General features: G+C 61.1%; 17 protein-coding genes. 6 read left to right on the forward strand and 11 right to left on the reverse strand.

Translation table 11 applies throughout. The features are described from left to right. The first annotated feature begins 169 nt into the window (after positions 1 to 169). A complete protein-coding gene (gene epsC, locus LOY68_RS01225; protein WP_054047822.1) occupies positions 170 to 1096 on the forward strand; it encodes a serine O-acetyltransferase EpsC in 927 nt (308 codons plus the stop codon). A 418-nt stretch (positions 1097 to 1514) separates the two neighbouring features. Next, positions 1515 to 3470, forward strand: coding sequence for a choline transporter BetT (gene betT / locus LOY68_RS01230; RefSeq protein WP_204280807.1), 1956 nt, complete (start codon positions 1515 to 1517; stop codon positions 3468 to 3470). Positions 3471 to 3487: 17 nt separating this feature from the next. Here the strand turns inward: betT and LOY68_RS01235 are convergent, their stop codons facing one another. The 3 genes from LOY68_RS01235 to LOY68_RS01245 all read right to left on the reverse strand — a co-directional run bounded on the left by LOY68_RS01235 (position 3488) and on the right by LOY68_RS01245 (position 5513). Continuing rightward, positions 3488 to 3745 (reverse strand): hypothetical protein, encoded by a 258-nt coding sequence (locus LOY68_RS01235; protein ID WP_163907718.1) that lies wholly within the window; start codon positions 3743 to 3745, stop codon positions 3488 to 3490. 115 nt (positions 3746 to 3860) lie between these two features. After that, a complete protein-coding gene (locus LOY68_RS01240; RefSeq protein ID WP_265042471.1) occupies positions 3861 to 4748 on the reverse strand; it encodes an SDR family oxidoreductase in 888 nt (295 codons plus the stop codon). A 24-nt stretch (positions 4749 to 4772) separates the two neighbouring features. Then, on the reverse strand, positions 4773 to 5513 hold the full coding sequence (locus LOY68_RS01245) for an SDR family oxidoreductase (protein WP_265042472.1): 741 nt from the start codon (positions 5511 to 5513) through the stop codon (positions 4773 to 4775). A 129-nt stretch (positions 5514 to 5642) separates the two neighbouring features. Here LOY68_RS01245 and LOY68_RS01250 point away from each other — a divergent pair, with 129 nt between their 5' ends. Continuing rightward, positions 5643 to 6533 carry a LysR family transcriptional regulator gene (locus tag LOY68_RS01250; RefSeq protein WP_265042473.1) on the forward strand — a complete coding sequence of 297 codons (891 nt, stop codon included), beginning with the start codon at positions 5643 to 5645 and terminating at the stop codon, positions 6531 to 6533. A 136-nt stretch (positions 6534 to 6669) separates the two neighbouring features. Here the strand turns inward: LOY68_RS01250 and LOY68_RS01255 are convergent, their stop codons facing one another. Next, positions 6670 to 7710, reverse strand: coding sequence for a LacI family DNA-binding transcriptional regulator (locus tag LOY68_RS01255; RefSeq protein ID WP_265042474.1), 1041 nt, complete (start codon positions 7708 to 7710; stop codon positions 6670 to 6672). Positions 7711 to 7917: 207 nt separating this feature from the next. Between LOY68_RS01255 and LOY68_RS01260 the strand changes: the two genes are divergently transcribed. The 3 genes from LOY68_RS01260 to mgrA all read left to right on the forward strand — a co-directional run bounded on the left by LOY68_RS01260 (position 7918) and on the right by mgrA (position 12629). Continuing rightward, positions 7918 to 10164: a TonB-dependent receptor gene (locus LOY68_RS01260; RefSeq protein ID WP_265042476.1), complete on the forward strand. Its 2247-nt coding sequence runs from the start codon at positions 7918 to 7920 to the stop codon at positions 10162 to 10164. Positions 10165 to 10166: 2 nt separating this feature from the next. Then, on the forward strand, positions 10167 to 11486 hold the full coding sequence (locus LOY68_RS01265; protein ID WP_265042478.1) for an LLM class flavin-dependent oxidoreductase: 1320 nt from the start codon (positions 10167 to 10169) through the stop codon (positions 11484 to 11486). A gap of 105 nt (positions 11487 to 11591) precedes the next feature. Further along, on the forward strand, positions 11592 to 12629 hold the full coding sequence (gene mgrA / locus LOY68_RS01270) for an L-glyceraldehyde 3-phosphate reductase (RefSeq protein ID WP_054047800.1): 1038 nt from the start codon (positions 11592 to 11594) through the stop codon (positions 12627 to 12629). 118 nt (positions 12630 to 12747) lie between these two features. On the opposite strand, the gene tauD is transcribed toward mgrA, so the two are convergent. From tauD to LOY68_RS01305, 7 genes are all read right to left on the reverse strand, one after another. Then, entirely contained in the window at positions 12748 to 13587 is an 840-nt protein-coding gene (tauD, locus tag LOY68_RS01275; protein ID WP_265042480.1) for a taurine dioxygenase, read from the reverse strand. A 211-nt stretch (positions 13588 to 13798) separates the two neighbouring features. After that, positions 13799 to 14632, reverse strand: coding sequence for a taurine ABC transporter permease TauC (gene tauC / locus LOY68_RS01280; protein ID WP_265042481.1), 834 nt, complete (start codon positions 14630 to 14632; stop codon positions 13799 to 13801). Then, on the reverse strand, positions 14629 to 15423 hold the full coding sequence (tauB, locus tag LOY68_RS01285; protein ID WP_054047794.1) for a taurine ABC transporter ATP-binding subunit: 795 nt from the start codon (positions 15421 to 15423) through the stop codon (positions 14629 to 14631). Before tauB ends, tauC begins: the two co-directional genes overlap by 4 nt. Before the next feature lie 15 nt (positions 15424 to 15438). Beyond that, positions 15439 to 16416 carry a taurine ABC transporter substrate-binding protein gene (gene tauA / locus LOY68_RS01290; RefSeq protein ID WP_054047792.1) on the reverse strand — a complete coding sequence of 326 codons (978 nt, stop codon included), beginning with the start codon at positions 16414 to 16416 and terminating at the stop codon, positions 15439 to 15441. Positions 16417 to 16672: 256 nt separating this feature from the next. After that, a complete protein-coding gene (gene gshA / locus LOY68_RS01295; protein WP_265042483.1) occupies positions 16673 to 18256 on the reverse strand; it encodes a glutamate--cysteine ligase in 1584 nt (527 codons plus the stop codon). A gap of 258 nt (positions 18257 to 18514) precedes the next feature. Beyond that, positions 18515 to 18898, reverse strand: coding sequence for a PaaI family thioesterase (locus LOY68_RS01300; protein WP_054047788.1), 384 nt, complete (start codon positions 18896 to 18898; stop codon positions 18515 to 18517). After that, complete coding sequence (locus LOY68_RS01305) at positions 18898 to 21222, reverse strand: Tex family protein (RefSeq protein ID WP_265042485.1); 2325 nt, start codon at positions 21220 to 21222, stop codon at positions 18898 to 18900. Before LOY68_RS01305 ends, LOY68_RS01300 begins: the two co-directional genes overlap by 1 nt. Positions 21223 to 21267 lie beyond the last annotated feature (45 nt).

The following is a 21267-nucleotide window of genomic DNA, read 5'->3' on the forward strand; positions in this document are numbered from 1 at the left end:
GATGTCAGGACTATAGGCACGCCTATTTGTACGGGCAACCGTCAATCGCTTATATCCGAATGTATTGGTCACAGCACAATTGGTTCTTAATTCGGCTCCGAGCCCTTGCCGTAAAGTAATCGCCGTCAACGCGGCCAGACAGTCCGGCCGCCCGTGAGGAGTTTTTACCGTGAGCGAGCGTTCCAGCCATTGGCAATTGCAGACCATCGTCAGCCAACTGCGCACCGCGCGTGATCAATGGCGTGCACAAAACGGCCGCGCCAGCGGCGAGCAGGGCGGTCGCGAGTTGCCGTCCCGGGCGGCAATGGCGGAGATTCTCGAAGCCTTGTGCGGTGCGTTGTTCCCGATGCGCCTCGGGCCGGTGGATTTGCGTGAAGAGAGTGAAGATTTCTATGTCGGCCACACCCTCGATGTCGCGCTGAATGCGTTGCTGGCCCAGGCGCGGCTTGAGCTGCGTTACGCCGCTCGCCACAGCGACCAGGCCGATACCGAAGTCGAGGCCAAGACGATCCAGATCATCCAGGACTTTGCCCTCGCATTGCCGGGGCTGCGCAGTCTGTTGGACACCGACGTGCTGGCGGCTTATCACGGCGACCCGGCGGCCCGCAGCGTCGATGAAGTGTTGCTGTGCTATCCGGGGATTCTGGCGGTGATTCACCATCGCCTCGCCCACCATTTGTACCGCGCCGGGTTGCCTTTACTGGCGCGGATCAGCGCGGAAATCGCCCACTCCGCTACCGGTATCGATATCCACCCGGGCGCGCAGATCGGCCGCAGCTTCTTTATCGATCACGGGACGGGTGTGGTGATCGGCGAGACGGCGATCATTGGCGAGCGGGTGCGGATTTATCAGGCCGTGACCCTGGGCGCCAAGCGTTTCCCTTCGGACGAGGACGGGCAGTTGCAGAAGGGCCATCCGCGGCATCCGATCGTTGAGGACGATGTGGTGATCTACGCCGGGGCGACGATTTTGGGGCGGATTACCATCGGCAAGGGTTCGACCATTGGCGGCAACGTGTGGCTGACCCGCAGCGTGCCGGCGGGGTGCAACCTGACGCAGGCGAATTTGCAGCATGATGATGGGACGCAGAAGTAAGCTTCGAAATCTTGGCTGACTGAGCGGGCCTCTTCGCGGGCAAGCCTCGCTCCTACAGGGCATGTGCCGATATGAAAATGGCGCACGACCTGTAGGAGCGAGGCTTGCCCGCGAATGGTTTCAAGCCGAACCGCGATAATGGCATTCCGCCAATTTTCCAGTGAACGAATCCTCCAAACCCCGCGTCATACCCTTCCTTGAGCTAGCGTAGGAAAGCGACCGCCGAGCCCTGCAATTAGTCCTTAGCACGCTATTCATGTTTAACTTGAACGCTCATTCAAGTTAAACCGCCGGTTTGCTGCCCGCTCACAACAGGAGGCTTGCCCTTGCCGAGTCCGTTATTGATTGCCCTGTTTCACCCCCTTGAGGTGCGCTGTTCATGAGTGCACCGTCCACCTCCCCCAGCGGCCAGGTCCGCATGAATCCGCCGGTGTTCTACTTTGCGGCGGGTTTCATTTTGTTATTCGGCATCGTCGTCATGGCCATGCCCGAACAGGCCGGTGCCTGGTTACTGGAAGCGCAAAACTGGGCGGCCAACACGGTCGGCTGGTATTACATGCTCGCGATGACCCTGTATCTGGTCTTCGTGGTGGTCACCGCGTTGTCTGGCTACGGCAAGATCAAGCTCGGTGCCGACCACGACGAGCCCGAATTCAGTTATCTGTCCTGGGCCGGCATGCTGTTCGCCGCCGGGATCAGCATCACGCTGTTTTTCTTTTGCGTGTCCGAACCGCTGACGCACCTGGCACAGCCGCCCCAAGGCACCGCCGGTACGCCGGAAGCGGCGCGGCAAGCGATGCAGATTCTGTTTCTGCACTGGGGCCTGCATGGCTGGGGCGTGTTCGCTTTCGTCGGCATGGCGCTGGCGTACTTCGCCTATCGGCATAACCTGCCGCTGGCCCTGCGCTCGGCGCTGTACCCGCTGATTGGCAAACGCATCAACGGCCCGATCGGCTACGCGGTGGACGGCTTCGGCATCATCGCCACGGTGTTCGGCCTCGGCGCGGACATGGGCTTCGGCGTCTTGCACCTCAACTCGGGGCTCGACTACCTGTTCGGCATCGCCCACACCCACTGGATTCAGGTCGGTTTGATCACCCTGATGATGGGCGCGGCGATCATCGTGGCGGTATCCGGCGTCGATAAAGGCGTGCGGGTGATGTCCGACATCAACATGCTACTGGCCTGCGCGCTGCTGTTGTTCGTGTTGTTTGCCGGCCCGACGCAGCACTTGCTCAACACCTTGATCCAGAACATCGGCGACTACCTCGGCGCGTTGCCGATGAAGAGTTTCGACCTTTACGCCTACGACAAACCCAGCGACTGGCTGGGCGGTTGGACGGTGTTCTACTGGGCCTGGTGGATTGCATGGTCGCCGTTCGTGGGCCTGTTCATCGCACGGATTTCCCGTGGCCGGACCATCCGCGAATTCGTCTTCGGCGTGTTGCTGATCCCGCTCGGTTTCACCCTGGCGTGGATGTCGATCTTCGGCAACAGCGCGATCGACCAAGTCCTCAACCACGGCATGACGGCGCTCGGTATGTCGGCCATCGATAACCCGTCGATGACCTTGTACCTGCTGTTGGAAACCTATCCGTGGAGCAAAACCGTAATCGCGGTGACGGTTTTTATCAGCTTCGTGTTCTTCGTCACGTCCGCCGACTCGGGCACTGTGGTGTTGTCGACGCTCTCTGCCAAGGGCGGTAACCCGGATGAAGACGGGCCGAAATGGCTGCGGGTGTTCTGGGGTGCAATGACTGCGTTGGTGACCAGTGCGCTGCTGTTCTCGGGCAGCATCGATGCGTTGAAGTCAGCCGTTGTGCTGACCTCGTTGCCGTTCTCGATGATCCTGCTGCTGATGATGTGGGGGCTGCACAAGGCGTTCTACCTGGAGTCCCAGAAGCAGATTGCGCAGATGCACTCCCTGGCACCGGTCTCCGGTTCCAAGCGTGGCGGCTGGCGTCAGCGTTTGAGTCAGGCGGTGCATTTCCCATCGCGGGATGAGGTCTATCGCTTCCTCGAAACCACGGTGCGTCCGGCGATTGAAGAAGTGACGGCGGTGTTCGTCGAGAAGGGTTTGAACGTGGTCGCTCAGCCGGATCCGGCGAACGACAGCGTCAGCCTGGAAATCGGCCATGGCGAGCAGCATCCGTTTATCTATCAGGTGCAGATGCGTGGTTACTTCACGCCGTCCTTCGCCCGTGGCGGCATGGGTTCCAAGCAACTTAACAACCGTCGTTACTACCGGGCCGAAGTGCATTTGAGCGAGGGCAGTCAGGACTACGATCTGGTGGGTTACACCAAGGAACAGATCATCAACGACATCCTCGACCAGTACGAACGGCACATGCAGTTCCTGCATTTGGTTCGTTGATCGGGAGCCGGTGGCGTCTAGGTTTTGCTCAGCACCATGAACAGAACCAGCGCCGCCACCGGCACGCTGAACACCACCGTGCCGACCACCAGTTCCGAACTCACGGATTGGCCGGCGGTGACCACGCCCACCGCGCCATTGATCACCGTCAGGGCCAGCCACAGCACGACGAAGCTGTAGGTCAGCGTCTGGCGGCTGAAGCCGATTCGCTCGCCGATGTAGAGCATCAGCGCCAGCAGGACCAGGCCGAAGAAAATGATGATGGTGGTGTGCATGGTGTGGTCCGTCCTTTAGATGTTTGGTGCCTGATAGGCCGCTTTCGCGGGCAAGCCTCGCTCCTACAAGGGGGCGCGCGTTCCGTAGGAGCGAGGCTTGCCCGCGAAGGCGTCCTTACTGACTCACACGAAGCAAATCATCAATCCCGATCCGCTTGGCAAACTCGATCCGCACCCGCTCCGACACTTCCAGCACCTCAGCCGCGCCATCTCCGACAAAATCGATCACCGAGCGCGCCGGCCGTGAGCCTTGCGGCAGTCCGACGATGCGTACGATGTCATCGGCCACTGCTTGCGGATCGGCATCGTCCGGGGTCAATGCGCTCAATCGTTCGCCGACTTTATCCATCACCCCGTCATATCGAGCATAGGCGTCGCTGCGCGCGATGTCGGCCGGTTTGCCTGCGCTCGGGAAATGATCGGTGCCACGGGTGAACGCGCCGGGCACCACGATCGAGGTTTCGATGCCGAAGCGGGTCAGTTCATAGGACATGCTCACCGCCAGGGAATCCATCGCCGCCTTCGCGGCGGCATAAGGCCCGAGGAACGGTGGGAAGCCACCCTTGGTCGTGGAGCTGCTGATCCACAACACCAACCCCGAAGCCTGGGCGCGCATCTGTGGCAACACCGCGCGGCTGACCCGATGGGCACCGTAGAAGTTTGTGTCGAAGACTTTCATGATTTCTTCGGCGGTGAAGGCTTCGCTCGGGCCGATCACCAGGTGCCCGGCGTTCTGGATCACCACGTCGAGGCGACCTTGATCCTTGACGATGGAGGCGACCGCAGCGTCGGCCGAATCCTGGGATAACACGTCCAGTTCCAGTGGATGCAACTCGACGTTCTGCGCCTTCGCCCATTGGCGAATAGCATCGGCCCGTGTGGCGTTGCGTCCGTTCACATCACGCATGCTGGCGTAGACGATGTGCCCAGCCCGGGCGAGGGATTCAGCGGCGACTTTGCCAATACCGGTACCGGCGCCCGTGATGAGGATGACGTTTTTCATAAGGTTCTCCTTGATTCGGCTGGCTTAGACCAGACCACCGTTGACCCGCAGGATTTGCCCGTTGACCCAGCTCGAATCCGGGCCGACCAGGAAAGACACGACGCGGGAGATATCTTCTGGCTGAGCCAGGCGTTCCAGCGGCGCCATTTTGGCGAAGGTCTGGATCTGTTCTTCGCTCTTGCCGTGCAGGAACAGGTCGGTGGCGACCGGGCCCGGTGCGACCGCGTTGACCGTGATGTTGCGACCGCGCATTTCCTTGGCGAACACTTGGGTCAGGGATTCCACCGCCGCTTTGCTGGCGATGTACACCGCGTAACCCGGCAGGTTCAGGCCGACGGTGCTGCTGGAGAAGTTGATGATCCGGCCGCCACTGTTCAGGCGCGTGGCGGCTTCACGCAGGGCGTTGAACGTGCCGCGGGTGTGGATGTTGAAGTTCTGGTCGAACAGCTCGTCGCTGTGCTGGGCCAGTGGCAGCACCTTGAGAATGCCGGCGTTGTTGACCAGCACATCGACCTTGCCCAGTTGCGCTTCGGTCTCGTCGAACAAACGGCGAACGTCGTCGGCGCTGGAAACATCAGCCTTGATCGCTATGGCCTGGTGGCCGGCCTGACGCAGCTCGACTACCAGTTTCGAGGCTTCGGTGGCGCTGCTGGCGTAGTTGATCGCGACGGCAAAACCTTCGCTGGCCAGTTGCCTGGCGATCACCGCGCCGATGCCGCGGGAGGCGCCGGTGACGATGGCTACTTTCGAAGTTTGAGTGGTCATGGCGGTGGTTCCTGTGAAGTGATTGGCTTGGGGTGGAGCCAATTTCACATGTTTACTCAGGGCGATAAATGCACGAGAGTTGCCTTGACTGTTCAATAATCACCAACAATCGAAGCTCAGGAGCCGAACGTGGATCAAGTCAAAGCGATGAAGGTTTTCGTGCGGATCTACGAGCGCAGCAGCTTTACCCTGGCCGCCGATGACCTGAACCTGCCACGGGCCACGCTGACCCATACGCTGAACCAGTTCGAAGCCTGGCTCGGCACGCGATTGTTGGAGCGCAGCACACGCAAAGTGCGCCCGACCCTGGATGGCGAGGCGTATTACCAACGTTGTGTGCAGTTGCTGGCGGAGCTCGAAGAAGCCGAACTGGCGTTTCGCGGCGTGGCGCCGAAAGGGCGGCTGCGCGTGGATCTGCATGGCACCCTGGCCAAGCACTTTGTGATCCCGGCGCTGCCGCAATTCATGGCGCGTTATCCGGACATCGAGCTGTCGATCAGCGAGGCCGACCGCTTTGTCGACCTGATCGCTGAAGGCGTCGATTGCGTGCTGCGCGCCGGCACGCTGAGTGACTCGGCATTGATCGGCAAACGCGTGGCCAACCTGCGCCAGATCACCTGCGCCAGCCCCGCGTACCTGCGCAAATACGGCGAACCGAAAAGCCTCGAAGACCTGAAAAATCACCGCGCGGTGAACTACGTGTCGCGCACCACCGCCAAGCAGTTCCCGTTTGAATTCATGGTCGATGGCGAACTGCAGGAAGTGACCATCGATGGCGCACTGTCCGTGTTCGGCGCCGAGATCTACGCCGCCTCGGCGATTGCCGGACTCGGCATCATCCAGTGCCCGCACTACCGGATGGAAACCCAGATCACCCAAGGCCTGGTGCAGGAAATCCTCACCGCCACACCGGCGCCACCGATGCCGGTTTCAGTGCTGTACCCACACAACCGCCACATGTCGCCACGGGTCCGGGTGTTTGTGGATTGGTTGGGGGAAGTGTTTGCGGGGGCGCGGTAGCCACGACTATAAAGCCTGGCAAATAAACCTGTGGGAGCGGGCTTGCTCGCGAAGGCGTCCTGGCATTCAACATTGATATCGTCTGACACGCCGCCTTCGCGAGCAAGCCCGCTCCCACAGGTATTGTGGAGTTCCGTCAGGCGCTTTCGCGCTCGATCACGTGGCATTCCAGCAGGTTCAACCGCTGCACCTCATCTTCCACCGGCAACACCCCGAGGCTCTCCAGCACTCGCGTCGCCGCCAGTACGCCGATCTCCAGCGCGGGCGGTTTGATGGTGCTCAAACTCGGCAGTAGCATTTCGGCGAACGGGTAATCGCCGAACCCGAGGACCGCGCAGTCCTCAGGGATTTTCAGCCCCGCACGTTGCCCGGCCAGCAAGCCACCGGCGGCGAGGTTGTCGTTGGCGAAGATGATGGCGTCAGGGCGGGGTGAGGCGTTCATCAGGGCTTCCATCGTCTGTTTGCCGGCCTCGAACGGCGCGCGGTCCGCATCCGGGGCGAACACCCACGGTTCCAGCCCCAACTCGCGAACGGTGGCCGCGTAGCCATCCCGTCGCTCCAATGCACTGAGATCCCCGGGCGCGCTGTTCTGCACGAAGGCTATCCGCCGATAGCCTTTGCCATGCAGATACCGCGCAGCCGTCACGCCCACCTCAAAATGCGAAAAACCGATCTGCAGCGGCTCGCGTTCGGGTTGGTAATCCCAGGTTTCGATTACCGGGATATCCGCTTCGGCAATCATCTTTTCGGTGCCGGCGCTGTGGAAGTGACTGGTCAGCACCAGCGCTGCCGGCGACCAGCCGAGGAACGCCCGCACGGCGCTTTCTTCCTGCTCGGCGCTGAAGTAGCTCGACGCCAGCAACAGTTGATAGCCATGGCGACTCAGGGTGTCGCTGAAGCCCTGGATGGTGTTGGCGAAGATCGGCCCGGAGATGTTCGGGATCACCATGCCGACAATCTTGCCGCGCGCCGATGCCAGCCCACCGGCCACCAGGTTCGGCACGTAACCCAACTCTGCCACCACCGCCGCGATGCGCTCGCGCCGCTCCGGCGATACCTGTTCCGGCTGATTGAAATAACGCGACACGGTGATCGCCGAAACCCCGGCCTGCCGCGCCACGGTATTGAGCGTTACACGGCCAGCGCCACGGCGTTTGCGGGGCTTGTCTTCACTCAATGGGTGATCCCTCTTAAAAACCAAAACGCATATAAAAGTAATTTTTCAGTATTGGACGGTCTATGTCCGGCTTGCCGATACTGGCGATGTTAGCGCTAACAAAGCGTTCTGTCTGCTACTCGCTCGAGCGAATGCCCAAGACACATTCACAGGCGCTGTCTTCGCAGAAGGGCAGCGGTTCAGGGCAATTTTTCGAGCGGGCAGACCATGCACAGCATTCCTGGGGAATCACACAAATTGGCGCGATCGATTCGCGCCGCTACACCACGCCGGCCGCATCTGGGCTGGCTGCTCGCGGGTTTGACCGCGCTGCCTGTGCCTGGCGCATTCGCCGCCGACAGCGCGGATCAGGAACCCACCCTCAAGTCCGTCACGGTCACCGCTACTCGTCGCGAAGAGTCGTTGCAGAAAGTCCCGGTGGCGGTATCGGTGCTGGATGGCGAGCAGCTTGAGCGCGACAACCGCAACGGCGTGGCGAGCATCGTGCAGCAGGTGCCGTCGCTGAATTTCCGTACTGGCGCGTCGAACAAGGACACCTCGCTGTTCGTCCGCGGTGTCGGCACGATTTCCACTTCGCCAGGCGTCGAGCCGACCGTGGCCACGGTGATTGACGGCGTTGTCTATGCCCGTCCGGGCCAGGCGACCCTCGACCTGCTGGACCTGGAGCGCATCGAAGTACTGCGTGGCCCTCAGGGCACGCTGTTCGGCAAGAATGCCTCGGCCGGCGTGCTCAACATCACCAGCAAAGCGCCGACCGCCGAGACCCACGGTTTCATCGATCAGTCGTACTACAGCGGCAACGAAAGCCGCACCCGATTCGGCATTGGCGGCAGCCTGATTCCGGACACGCTGAAGGGCTCGATCACCACGTTGTTCGGCAGCTACGACGGTAACGTCGACAACGAGCACAACGGCCAGGAGGTCAACGGCTACAACCACAAAGGCGTGCGCGGCAAACTGGAATTCACCCCGAACGACGACCTCAAATTCACCCTGATTGCCGACTACATGCAGTCCCACGACGACGCGCCCAACGGCGTGGTCAGCAAATCCCTGACCCCGGCGTTCGCCAATGCCTTGAACTCGGTGCGGGCGTCCAGCGACAACCGCGACATCAACACCGACACCCGCAGCCACGTCGATGACATCAACAAGGGCCTGTCCGGCCAGCTCGACTGGAACCTCGGCGATTACACCCTGACCTCGATCACTGCGTGGCGTGGCTGGGACAACACGCAGTATCAGGACGGCGATCGCCTCGGCACCGTGACCGCGGCGTTCCCTGGTACCGCCGACAAGGGCGATCTGGCGTTCGATCAGTATTCCCAGGAGCTGCGTCTGGCGTCGCCAAAAGGCGAATTCCTCGAATACGTTGGCGGCCTGTTCTACATGCACGGCAAGGATGAGGAGACCTATCAGCGCACGCTGACCACGCCGACCAGCGTCAACCGTGGTGTCGCCGATTACAGCACCACCAGCGACAGCTACGCGGTGTTCGGCGAAAGCACCCTCAACTTCACCTCGAATTTCCGTGGCATCGCCGGCCTGCGCTGGACCCACGATGATCTGGAATACGATCACCGCCGGGTCTCCACGTCGGCCACCACCGTCAGCGGCATTCAGCCGGGCACCAGCAGTTCGGGTTCGGTGGACGAGGACGGCTGGTCCGGGCGGCTCGGTGTGCAGTACGACTTGAGCGACACGGTCACCACGTACCTGACCTATTCGCGCGGCTACAAAGGCCCGGCCTACAACGTGTTCTTCAACATGCAGCCACGGGACACCGAGGCGCTGAAACCGGAGACTTCCAACACCTGGGAGGCCGGGATCAAAGCCACTTCCTGGAACAATCGCCTGACCACCAACCTCGCGATTTTCCACAGCGATTACGACAACTATCAGGCGAACTTCTTCGACACCGTTGCCGGGCAGGTGGTGACCCGTTTGATCAACGCCGGCAGCGTCAGCACCGAAGGCGTCGAGCTCGATTACGCCTTGCAGGCCACCCAGCAACTGAAGTTCTCCGGCGCCTTGGCCTACACCCGCGCGCGCATCGACGAGTTCGCTTGCCCGGCCGGCGCGGCGGCGTCGTGCAACGTCAACGGCAAGCCGCTGCCGTTCAGTCCTGACTGGAAAAGCTACGTGCGTGCCGACTACAGCATCCCGCTGGATAGCGGCCTGGATATCGAGCTCGGCACCGACTACAGCTGGCAAAGCGAAGTGCAGTACGACATCAGCCAGAACGTCGATACCAAGCAGGGCGCCTACGGTTTGTGGAACGCCAGCGTGGCCCTGGCGGATTACAGCAACGGCTGGCGCGTCGCGCTGCTGGGCAAGAACCTCGCCGACAAGTCCTACTCGCCATTGTTGGCCAGCGGTGGCAGCTACATCTACCGCGCCGTGCCACGGGACGATGAGCGCTACTTCGGCGTGCAACTGCGCAAGGACTTCTGACCATGTCTCGACAGCTCAAGCTCGGCGCGTTCCTGATGGCCACCGGGCACCACGTCGCTGCCTGGCGTCACCCCGATGTGCCGGCCGACGCCGGACTCGACTTCGCCCACTACAAGCACCTGGCGCAGATTGCCGAGGCGGCGAAGTTTGACGCGTTGTTCATCGCCGACAGCCTGGCGGCGCCAACCGGAGCGATTGCCAGCCACATGGCGCGCTCAGACCACTTTGAACCCCTGACTTTGCTCGCTGCATTGAGCGCTGTGACCGAGCGTATCGGGCTGATTGCCACCGCTACAACCAGCTATAACGAGCCGTACCACGTAGCACGAAAGTTCGCCTCCCTGGACCATCTTTCCGGGGGGCGCTCGGGGTGGAATCTGGTGACTTCCGACAATGCCGCCGAAGCGCAGAATTTTGGTCGTGACGAGCATATCGGTCACGCCGACCGCTACAGCCGGGCTCGGGAGTTTTATCAGGTGGTTACCGGATTGTGGGACAGCTGGGAAGACGATGCTTTCGTGCGCGACAAAGTTAGCGGTACGTACTACCACCCGGAAAAAGTACACGTATTGGATCATGTCGGTGAGCACTTCCGGGTCAAAGGCCCGCTGAACGTGGCGCGCTCGCCCCAGGGACAACCGGTGATTGTGCAGGCCGGTTCTTCCGAACTCGGTCGTGAACTGGCGGCGCAAACTGCTGAAGTGGTGTTCACCGCGCAGACTTCTCTGGCCAATGCACAGGCGTTTTATGCGGACCTCAAAGGACGCTTGAGTCGCTACGGTCGCAGTGCCGATTCACTGAAAATCATGCCCGGTGTTTTTGTTGTGGTCGGGCAGACCGAAAGCGAGGCGCAGGAGAAACATGAAACGTTTCAGCAATTAGTCGAACCCGGGGTTGGCGTCGCATTACTTGGGCGTATGCTGGGCAACTTCGACTTGTCGAAGTACCCGTTGGACGGACCGCTGCCGGAATTACCATTGACCGAAAGCGGCCAGCAAAGCCGTCAGAAACTGCTGACCGAATTGGCAGGCCGGGAAAACCTCAGCCTCGCCGAACTGGGCCGCAAGATTGCCGGCGGTCGCGGGCATTACAGCCTGGTGGGCACGCCGGTACAGATTGCCGACCGCTTGCAGGAATGGTTCGAACAAGGCGCGGCGGACGGCTTCAATGTGCTGGTGCCGCACCTGCCGGGTGGGCTGGAAGACTTTGCCAATGGCGTGGTTCCGGAACTGCAGCGCCGAGGCTTGTTCAGAACAGAGTACGAAGGCCGGACCTTGCGCCAGAACCTTGGACTCGCCAGGCCAGGCAATAGATTTGCGTAACACCCTGTAGGAGCGAGGCTTGCCCGCGAAGACAATCTTGAATACGCCTTCGCCAGCAAGCTTGGCTCCCACAGACTCCAGACAAAACAGACAAGAGAGGATTCGATGACTTACACCGCTGCCGAAAACCGCTATGACTCCATCCCTTACCGCCGCGTAGGCCGCAGCGGGCTGGTGCTGCCGGCGCTGTCCCTGGGCCTGTGGCACAACTTCGGCGACAGCACGCCGATCGACACCCAGCGCTCGCTGTTGCGCACCGCATTCGACCTGGGCATCAATCACTTCGACCTGGCCAACAACTACGGCCCGCCGTATGGCAGCGCCGAAATCAACTTCGGTCGCCTGCTGCGCGAAGACTTCAAGCAGTACCGCGACGAGTTGATCATCTCCAGCAAGGCCGGTTGGGACATGTGGCCAGGCCCGTACGGCCAGGGCGGTGGTTCGCGCAAATACGTGCTGGCCAGCCTCGACCAGAGCCTGCAACGCCTGGGCCTCGATTACGTGGATATCTTCTATTCCCACCGCTTCGACCCGGACACTCCGCTGGAAGAAACCGCCAGCGCATTGGCCACTGCGGTGCAGCAGGGCAAGGCGTTGTACATCGGCATCTCGTCGTATTCCGGGGTAAAAACCCGCGAAATCGCCGCGCTGTTGCAAGAGTGGAAAGTGCCGCTGCTGATTCACCAACCGGCCTATAACCTGCTCAACCGCTGGGTGGAAAAGGATCTGCTGGATGTCACCGACGAACTCGGCGCCGGCGTGATTGCCTTCACTCCACTGGCTCAAGGCCTGTTAACCGACAAATACCTCAACGGCATTCCGAAGGACGCGCGGGTCAATCGTCCGGGCGGTGGTTCGTTGCAGGAATCGCACCTGTCCGAAGCCAACATCGCCCATGTGCGTGGGCTCAATGAGATTGCCAAGCGTCGCGGCCAGAGCCTGGCGCAACTGGCGTTGGCCTGGACCCTGCGCGACCCACGCGTGACCTCGGCCCTGATCGGCGCAAGTCGGCCGGAGCAGATCATCGAAAACGTCGGGGCGTTGAAGAACCTGAGCTTTAGCGCAGAAGAGCTGGCGGAGATCGATCGGTTTGCCCAAGAGGGCGGGATCAATCTTTGGGAGAAGCCTTCGACGGCTGAGTAACCTTTAAAAAGCAAAAGATCGCAGCCTTCGGCAGCTCCTACGGGATTGATGTTCGACCGCAATATTTGCGGCGAACGCGGTCACTGTAGGAGCTGCCGAAGGCTGCGATCTTTTGATCTTAAAAAAACGGCACATCCCCCAACACCGTCGCCCGCTGCATCACCCGCCGCGCCGGGCGGTAGTCGTCCACCGCGTAATGCTGGGTCACGCGGTTATCCCAGAACGCCACGTCGTCTTTCTGCCAGCGCCAGCGAATGGTGAATTCCGGCCGGGTCGCGTGGGCGAACAGCAGCTTCAGAATCGCCTCGCTTTCGGTCTCCGACAATTCATTGATCTTCGACGTGAACCCTTCATTGACGAACAACGAACGGCGCCCGCTCACCGGGTGCGTGCGGATCACCGGGTGCGACAGCGGCGGATTCTTGCGCCGGGCTTCTTCCCACTGCGCCAGTGCCTCAGGCGTGTTGCCATAGCGTTCCAGCGGGAACGACCGGGTGAAATCGTGAGTCGCGGTCAGGCCTTCGAGCAAGGTTTTCATCGGCGCCGACAACGCCTCATACGCCGCGATCCCGCTGGCCCACAAGGTGTCGCCGCCGAACTCCGGCAGCAACTTGGCGCTGAGTACCGCGCCCAGGGCCGGGGTTGGCAGGAAGGTTACGTCGGTGTGCCAAATCGCGTTGTCGCGCACGTCGGTGACGGCGGTGTCGAGGATCAGCACTTCCGGTTGTTCCGGCACATTCGGGTAGATCGGATGGATGTGCAGGTCGCCGAAATTCGAGGCGAAACGCGCTTGCTGCTGTGGCGTGATCGGCTGGTCGCGGAAGAACAGCACCTGGTGCTTGAGCAGTGCCTGTTCGATGGCGTCGCGCTGTTCCTGGTCCAGCGGCTGGCTGATGTCGATGCCGCTGATTTGCGCACCGAGGGCCGAACTCAGGGGAACGATGGTCAAGTTGCTCATGGTGGTTCTCTTCAATTCTGGGTGTCGTACATGAATGTTGTGAACGACACCGCACCCGTAGGAGCTGTCGAGTGAAACGAGGCTGCGATCTTTTGATGTTGTTTTTAGAGAGCAAGATCAAAAGATCGCAGCCTCGTTTCACTCGGCAGCTCCTACAGGGTTGATCCAAAAACGTGGGGATCAAGACAGTTGATCCCCACATTCAAACGTTTTAGTGCGCCTGGCCGTGCCACGGCACCAGTTTGCGTTGTAGTGTGCGCAGGCCCATTTCCATGGCGAAGGCGATCAGCGCGATCACCAGAATCCCCAGCACCACCACATCGGTGACCAGGAACTGCGCGGCCGACTGCACCATAAAGCCCAGGCCACTGGTGGCGGCGATCAACTCGGCGGCAACCAGCGTCGACCAACCCACGCCCAGACCAATGCGCACGCCGGTCAAAATATCCGGCAGCGCACTCGGCAGAATCACATGCCGAATCAGCTGCGCCCGGGACGCGCCCAAGGACTGCGCCGCACGCAACTTGGCCGGATCGACCGTGCGCACGCCCGTCGCGGTGGCGATGGCAATTGGGGCGAAGATCGCCAGGTAGATCAACAAGACTTTCGACAGCTCACCGATGCCGCACCAGATCACGATCAGCGGCAGGTAGGCCAGCGGTGGAATCGGGCGGTAGAACTCGATCAGTGGATCGAGAATCCCGCGGGCGATGCGGTTGTGACCGATGGCAATCCCGACCGGCACGGCGGTCAGTACCGCGAAGCCAAGGCCCAGCCCAATGCGACTCAGGCTCGCGCCCAAATGCTGCCACAAGGTTGAATCCATGTAGCCCGTGGTCGCCAGCAACCAGCCTTTTTGCAGCACGGAGGAGGGCGGCGGCAGGAACAGGGGTTCGATCATTCCAGTGGCCGTGACAGCCCACCAGATAAACACCAAGGCGAACAGCGTCAGCACGCTGATCCAACGAGTATTGAGGCTGCGGCGCACCGGAATCACTGTCGAACCGGGTTTCACCGTCACGGCTGGAATTTCATAGCTGCTCATGCGCGCTCCTGCCGCGTGGCGGCGCTGCGTTGGGAGAACACTTTGGCGAGCACGTGTTCGCGGGTTTCGATAAAGCGCGGGTCGGATTTGATCGCCCGTGCCGACTCGCCAGCGGCATAACGCTGACCGAAATCCAGGCTCAAACGCTCGACGATTTGCCCGGGGTTCGGCGCAAGCAGAATCAGGTCCGTGGCGAGGAACACCGCTTCTTCGATGTCATGGGTAATCAGGAATACCGGTTTGGCGGTGCGCTGCCAGACTTGCAGCAGCAGCTCCTGCATCTGTTCGCGGGTGAAGGCGTCGAGGGCACCGAAGGGTTCGTCCATCAGCAACACGCGCGGATCGGCGGCGAGCGCACGGGCGAGGCCGACGCGTTGCTTCTGGCCGCCCGAGAGCTGCCAGATGCGGCGATTTTCAAAACCGGAAAGGTCCACCAGCGCGAGCATTTCTCGCGCGCGGATTTCGCGTTTGTCTTTGGCGATGCCGGCCAGTTCCAGACCGAAACCTACGTTGGCCAACACGTCCTGCCAAGGCAGCAGCGCGTCGTCCTGGAACACCACGCCGCGTTCGGCGCTCGGGCCTTTGACCGGCACGCCGTCAAGGGTAATGCGCCCGGCGCTGGGCTCGACGAAACCGGCAATCAGGTTCAACAGCGAAGTCTTGCCACTGCCGGACGGGCCGAGGGCCACCAGCAATTGCTGGGGCCCCAGGCTCAAGGAAATATCCGTCAGTACCGGTTCCGGACTGCCGGGGTACTGTGCGCTGATGCGCTCCAGCTGTAGCAAAGCCATCGCAGTTAACTCCGATCAGTTGGTGATGTATTTGGCGCTGACATACGGGGCGTAGTCCGGCAGCACGGCCTCGACCTTGCCTTGTTCTTTCAGGAACACGGCGGTGTCGGTGATGGCCTTGGTGGTCGGCGCGCCGAGGGTGATCACTTGATCAGCCGCCAGCGGGTAGACGTTGCCTTGCAGCAGCAATGGAATGTCAGAGGCCTTGGCGCCGGAGAGCTTCACCAGTTTGTCGACGTTGCTTTGGTTGGCAAGCCAGGTTTTCGGATCCTTACGGTACTCGGCGTAGGCGTCGAGGGTCACTTTGGCGAACGCGGTGACGATTTCCGGGTGCTTCTCGGCGAAGTCTTTACGCACGATCCAGGCATCAAAAGTCGGCGCGCCGAACTTGGCCAGTTCGCCGGAGGTGATCAGTACTTTGCCGTTTTCCTTGGCCACGCCGAGGGCTGGGTCCCAGACGTAAGTGGCGTCGATGTCACCGCGTTTCCACGCAGCAACGATGGCTGGCGGTGCGAGGTTGAGGATGGTGACTTTCGACGGATCGATGTTCCAGTGCTTCAGCGCGGCCAACAAGCTGTAGTGGCCGGTGGAAACGAATGGCACGGCGATTTTCTTGCCGATCAGGTCTTGCGGGGTCTTGATCCCGGAACCGTCGCGGGCGACCAGTGCTTCGGCGGCGCCGATCTGGGTGGCGATGAGGAAGGTTTCAACCGGGACTTTGCGGGTGATCGCGGCGGTCAGCGGGCTGGAACCGAGGTAGCCGATTTGCACATCGCCGGAAGCGATGGCGGCGATGATGTCGGCACCGTTGTCGAATTTGCGCCAGTCGATCTTGGCGTTGGTGGCTTTTTCGTACGCGCCGTCGGCCTGGGCGACTTTGGCCGGATCCACGGTGGTCTGGTAGGCGACGGTGACGTCAGCCGCCTGGGCAAACAAACTCGCCGCAGCCAAAGACGCGGCCGCCAGTAGGCGAAGAGGGAAATTCAGTTTCATTGGAGAAGCTCCTTGTCAGGCGACCGAGGATCGGCGTGAAAAGGAGACTAAATGATATAAGAATCCAAAAATAAATAACTTTTTCGAATGAGCTTATGAGCGGAAAATTCTAAAGGATCAAAAGATCGCAGCCTTCGGCAGCTCCTACAAAGGTAGCGTGTGGATCCGATATTGCGTTGTGCGGGCAAAAAAAATCGCAGCCCCGGCACCGTCCCGTAGGAGCTACCGCAGGCTGCGATCTTTTAACAGGCGCCGCTTAGTTACTGATCGCCAGAATACTCGCCTGATACGACCCGACAAACACATCGAAATCGCCGACTTCGTTCTGCTCCAGCTCCGCCTGTTCGGCCAGGGACGAACGCGCTCGCGATTCAAACTTCGCCTGGTCTTCAATGCTCAACGGCTCGCTGCGGAAATACTCCGCATGCACCCGGCTCTGACGCAAGGAGAACTGGGCGAAGCTTTCCTTATGCTCGGCCATCGCTGCCAGCACCTGGGCTGACGGTGTGCGGGACGAATCCTTGACCTTCTCCAGCTGCACGTCCAGCGCCTTGCTGTGCGCATCGCCGCCATGGCTCTGATCGAGCAGCGCGGCGAGCGGGGCAATCTTCTCCAGCAGTTCGGTGGCCCATTCCTTCATGTCCACCGGCTGACCGTCGCGCTGCAATTGCAGGCCCGGACGGCGACCTTCCTTGACCACGCTGAGGAAGTTCGAAGTCGCGTTACCGCAGCTGCCATTGGTCAGCAGCGGGCTGTCGTTCAGCGCGCAGTACAGCAGGAACGCGTCGAGGAACCGCGATTCGGTCAGGTCGATGCCCATCGGCAGGAACGGGTTGATGTCCAGGCAGCGCACTTCGACGTACTGAATACCACGGGCCACGAGCGCCTGGATCGGCCGTTCGCCGGTGTAGGTCACGCGTTTCGGGCGGATGTTGGAGTAGTACTCGTTTTCGATCTGCAAGATGTTGGTGTTGAGCTGAACCCACTCACCGTCCTTGTGCGTGCCGACTTCAACGTACGGCGCGTAAGGCGTGGCCACCGCTTTGCGCAGGCTGTCGGTGTAGCTTGCCAGATCGTTGTAGCACGGCGTCAGGCCGGCCTGGGCGTTGCTCTGGTAACCGAGGTCACTCATGCGCAGGCTGGTGGCGTACGGCAGGTACAAGGTGTCCGGGTCCAGTTGTTCCAACTGGTGCGAACGACCGCGCAGGAAACCGGCGTCCAGGGCCGGGGAGGCACCGAACAGGTACATCAGCAGCCAGCTGTAGCGACGGAAGTTGCGGATCAGCGCGATATAGGCCGACGACTGATAGTCGCGGTCGGTGCCGACAAAGCCTTCAGCCTCTTTGAGCAGCGGCCAGAGCTTTTCCGGCAGGGAAAAGTTGTAGTGAATCCCGGCGATGCACTGCATGGTCTTGCCGTAACGCAGGGCCAGGCCCTTGCGATAGACGTACTTGAGCTGACCGATGTTGGAGGTGCCGTAATAGGCGATCGGGATGTCTTCCTCGGCCGGCAACGGGCACGGCATCGATGGACTCCACAGAAACTCGCTACCGAGCTTGCTGTAGGCAAAACGGTGAATGCTGTCGAGGCTCGCCAGGGTGTCTGCCGGATCGGGCAGGGCAGGCGTGATGAACTCCAGCAGCGATTCGGAATAATCGGTGGTGATTTGTTCGTTGGTCAGCGCGGAACCCAATTCTTCCGGGTGCGGCGTTTGCGCCAGGCGACCTTCGTCGGTCACGCGCAGGCATTCACGTTCGATGCCGTGAAGGCACTGTTCGAGCAGAGAGAGGTTAGCGCGCTCGCCAAGCAGAGCCAGGCGGCGGTTGAGAAGTTCGCTCAAGTTGGATTCCTTCACGCGTCAGTCGCCCCAATATGGGGGTGGGCAAGACGGTCTACAAGGGTGAAGTTAAAACTGGCGTTTTCGCCTGGTTTTGGAACGAGCTGCAATCAATGTGGGAGCGGGCTTGCTCGCGAAGAGGGAGTGTCAGTCAACACATAAATTGCCTGATACACCGCCTTCGCGAGCAAGCCCGCTCCCACAGGGAATTTCGGCGCTGCGGTCACAGCGCTGAAATTAACTCAAATCGATGACATCTAGCTACAGGACTGCGAACGTGCCTTGTGCTTTTGCGACCAGTTTGTCGCCTTGCATCACGTCGGCTTCAACCACCAACGTACGCCGGCCCGGGTGGATCACCCGCGCCGTGCACATCACTTCGCCCTCGGAAACCGCGCGAATGTAGTTGATCTTGCATTCGATGGTCGCGCTCTGCTGGTCAAAGCCGTGGGTGCTGGAACAGGCCAGCCCCATGGCAATGTCCACCAGACTGAACAACGCTCCGCCGTGCAGCTTGCCGCCGCGATTGCGCAGCTCTGGCTCAAGCCCCAGGGCGACTTGCGCCACCCCGGTTTCCAGGCTGTGCAAGCGACACCCCAGCAACTTGAAGAAAGCGCTTTCGGTCAGCCCGGCAGGGATTTCCATCAGCGTTTCTTCAACTGCTTGGCGTTGGCAAACAGCGACGCCATGGCGTTATTGGCCGGGGCCGGGGCCGTGGTTTCCTTGCGCGGTGCGTTGTTCTGGGACTGGCGCGGCGCCGATCCCGGGCGCGCACCACGGGCACCGTCGATTTTCTCGCCCGGGGTGTCGCTCATGCGCATCGACAGGCCAACGCGTTTGCGCGGGATGTCGACTTCCATGACTTTCACTTTCACCACATCACCGGCCTTCACCGCTTCACGCGGATCCTTGATGAACTTCTCCGAAAGCGCGGAGATGTGCACCAAACCGTCCTGATGCACGCCGATGTCGACGAACGCGCCGAAGTTGGTCACGTTGGTTACCACGCCTTCGAGGATCATGCCCAGTTGCAGGTCCTTGAGGTCTTCGACGCCTTCCTGGAACTCGGCAGTCTTGAACTCGGGACGCGGGTCGCGACCGGGTTTTTCCAGCTCTTGCAGGATGTCGGTGACCGTTGGCAGACCGAACGTCTCGTCGGTGTACTTCTTCGGATCGAGGCGCTTGAGGAAACTCGCGTCGCCGATCAGCGAACGGATATCACGGTCGGTTTCAGCGGCAATGCGCTGCACCAGCGGATAGGCTTCCGGGTGAACCGCCGACGAATCCAGCGGGTTGTCGCCGTTCATGACGCGCAGGAAACCGGCGGCCTGTTCGAAGGTTTTCTCGCCAAGACGCGCGACTTTCTTCAGCGCTGCACGGGTTTTGAACGCACCGTGCTCGTCGCGGTGGCTGACGATGTTCTGCGCCAGGGTCGCGTTGAGGCCGGAGATGCGCGCCAGCAGCGCCACGGAAGCAGTGTTCACGTCCACGCCCACGGCGTTTACGCAGTCCTCGACCACAGCGTCCAGGCCGCGCGCCAGTTTCAGCTGCGACACGTCGTGCTGGTACTGGCCGACGCCGATGGATTTCGGATCGATCTTCACCAGCTCGGCCAGTGGATCCTGCAAGCGACGGGCGATGGAGACCGCGCCACGGATCGACACGTCGAGGTCCGGGAATTCCTTGGAAGCCAGTTCCGACGCCGAGTAAACCGATGCACCGGCCTCGGAGACCATGACTTTGGTCATTTTCATCGCTGGGTATTTTTTGATCAGTTCAGCGGCCAGTTTGTCGGTTTCGCGGCTGGCGGTACCGTTGCCGATAGCGATCAGGTCAACCGCGTGCTTGGCGCACAGGGCAGCCAGAATCGCGATGGTCTGGTCCCACTTGTTGTGCGGCACGTGCGGGTAAACCGTGGCGTGATCCAGCAGCTTGCCGGTGGAATCGACCACGGCGACCTTGCAACCGGTGCGCAGGCCCGGGTCGAGGCCCAAAGTAGCGCGCGGGCCGGCCGGGGCCGACAGCAACAAGTCGTGCAGGTTGTGCGCGAACACGTTGATCGCTTCGGTCTCGGCGCCGTCGCGCAGTTCGCCCAGCAGGTCGGTTTCCAGGTGGGTGTAGAGCTTGACCTTCCAGGTCCAGCGCACCACTTCGCCCAGCCATTTGTCGGCGGCGCGGTTTTGGTTCTGGATGCCGAATTGCTGGCCGATCATGCCTTCGCACGGGTGCATGGTGCCCGGCAGCTCGTCGCCGACCTTCAGCGCGGAGCTGAGAATGCCTTCGTTGCGGCCACGGAAAATCGCCAGCGCGCGGTGCGACGGCATGCTTTTCAGTGGTTCATCGTGTTCGAAGTAGTCGCGGAACTTGGCGCCTTCCTCTTCCTTGCCTGCAATTACGCGGGCACTGAGGGTGGCTTCCTGCTTGAGGTAGCTGCGCAGCTTGTCCAGCAGGCCGGCGTCTTCGGCGAAGCGTTCCATCAGGATGTATTTGGCGCCTTCGAGCGCGGCTTTCACGTCGGCCACGCCTTTTTCGGCGTCGACAAAGCGTGCGGCTTCGGCGTCCGGGGTCAGGCTCGGGTCGTTGAACAGGCCGTCGGCCAAGTCGCCGAGGCCGGCTTCCAGGGCAATCTGACCCTTGGTGCGGCGCTTCTGCTTGTACGGCAGGTACAAGTCTTCGAGGCGGGTCTTGGTGTCGGCGAGTTTGATGTCGCGCTCGAGTTGCGGGGTCAGCTTGCCTTGTTCCTGGATGCTCGCCAGGATGCTGATGCGCCGTTCGTCGAGTTCTCGCAGGTAGCGCAGGCGCTCTTCCAGATGCCGCAACTGGATGTCATCGAGGCTGCCGGTCACTTCTTTCCGGTAGCGGGCGATGAAGGGAACGGTAGAGCCTTCATCGAGTAGCGCGACGGCCGCTTCGACCTGTTGTGGGCGTACACCGAGTTCCTCGGCGATGCGGCTGTTGATGCTGTCCATAAAACCACCTGACAAATTGTGAAAGCAGGCTCGCAGGCGCAGGGA

The organism is Pseudomonas sp. B21-053 (assembly GCF_026016365.1).
Taxonomy (GTDB): domain Bacteria; phylum Pseudomonadota; class Gammaproteobacteria; order Pseudomonadales; family Pseudomonadaceae; genus Aquipseudomonas; species Aquipseudomonas nunensis.

Bases quoted from the DNA above. Each gene is read 5' to 3' on its own strand.
- betT (WP_204280807.1), top strand. From the start codon at position 1,515: ATGAATCCGCCGGTGTTCTACTTTGCGGCGGGTTTCATTTTGTTATTC.
- LOY68_RS01235 (WP_163907718.1), bottom strand. From the start codon at position 3,745: ATGCACACCACCATCATCATTTTCTTCGGCCTGGTCCTGCTGGCGCTG.
- LOY68_RS01240 (WP_265042471.1), bottom strand. From the start codon at position 4,748: ATGAAAAACGTCATCCTCATCACGGGCGCCGGTACCGGTATTGGCAAA.
- LOY68_RS01245 (WP_265042472.1), bottom strand. From the start codon at position 5,513: ATGACCACTCAAACTTCGAAAGTAGCCATCGTCACCGGCGCCTCCCGC.
- LOY68_RS01260 (WP_265042476.1), top strand. From the start codon at position 7,918: ATGCACAGCATTCCTGGGGAATCACACAAATTGGCGCGATCGATTCGC.
- LOY68_RS01265 (WP_265042478.1), top strand. From the start codon at position 10,167: ATGTCTCGACAGCTCAAGCTCGGCGCGTTCCTGATGGCCACCGGGCAC.
- mgrA (WP_054047800.1), top strand. From the start codon at position 11,592: ATGACTTACACCGCTGCCGAAAACCGCTATGACTCCATCCCTTACCGC.
- tauD (WP_265042480.1), bottom strand. From the start codon at position 13,587: ATGAGCAACTTGACCATCGTTCCCCTGAGTTCGGCCCTCGGTGCGCAA.
- tauC (WP_265042481.1), bottom strand. From the start codon at position 14,632: ATGAGCAGCTATGAAATTCCAGCCGTGACGGTGAAACCCGGTTCGACA.
- tauB (WP_054047794.1), bottom strand. From the start codon at position 15,423: ATGGCTTTGCTACAGCTGGAGCGCATCAGCGCACAGTACCCCGGCAGT.
- tauA (WP_054047792.1), bottom strand. From the start codon at position 16,416: ATGAAACTGAATTTCCCTCTTCGCCTACTGGCGGCCGCGTCTTTGGCT.
- LOY68_RS01300 (WP_054047788.1), bottom strand. From the start codon at position 18,898: ATGGAAATCCCTGCCGGGCTGACCGAAAGCGCTTTCTTCAAGTTGCTG.
- LOY68_RS01305 (WP_265042485.1), bottom strand. From the start codon at position 21,222: ATGGACAGCATCAACAGCCGCATCGCCGAGGAACTCGGTGTACGCCCA.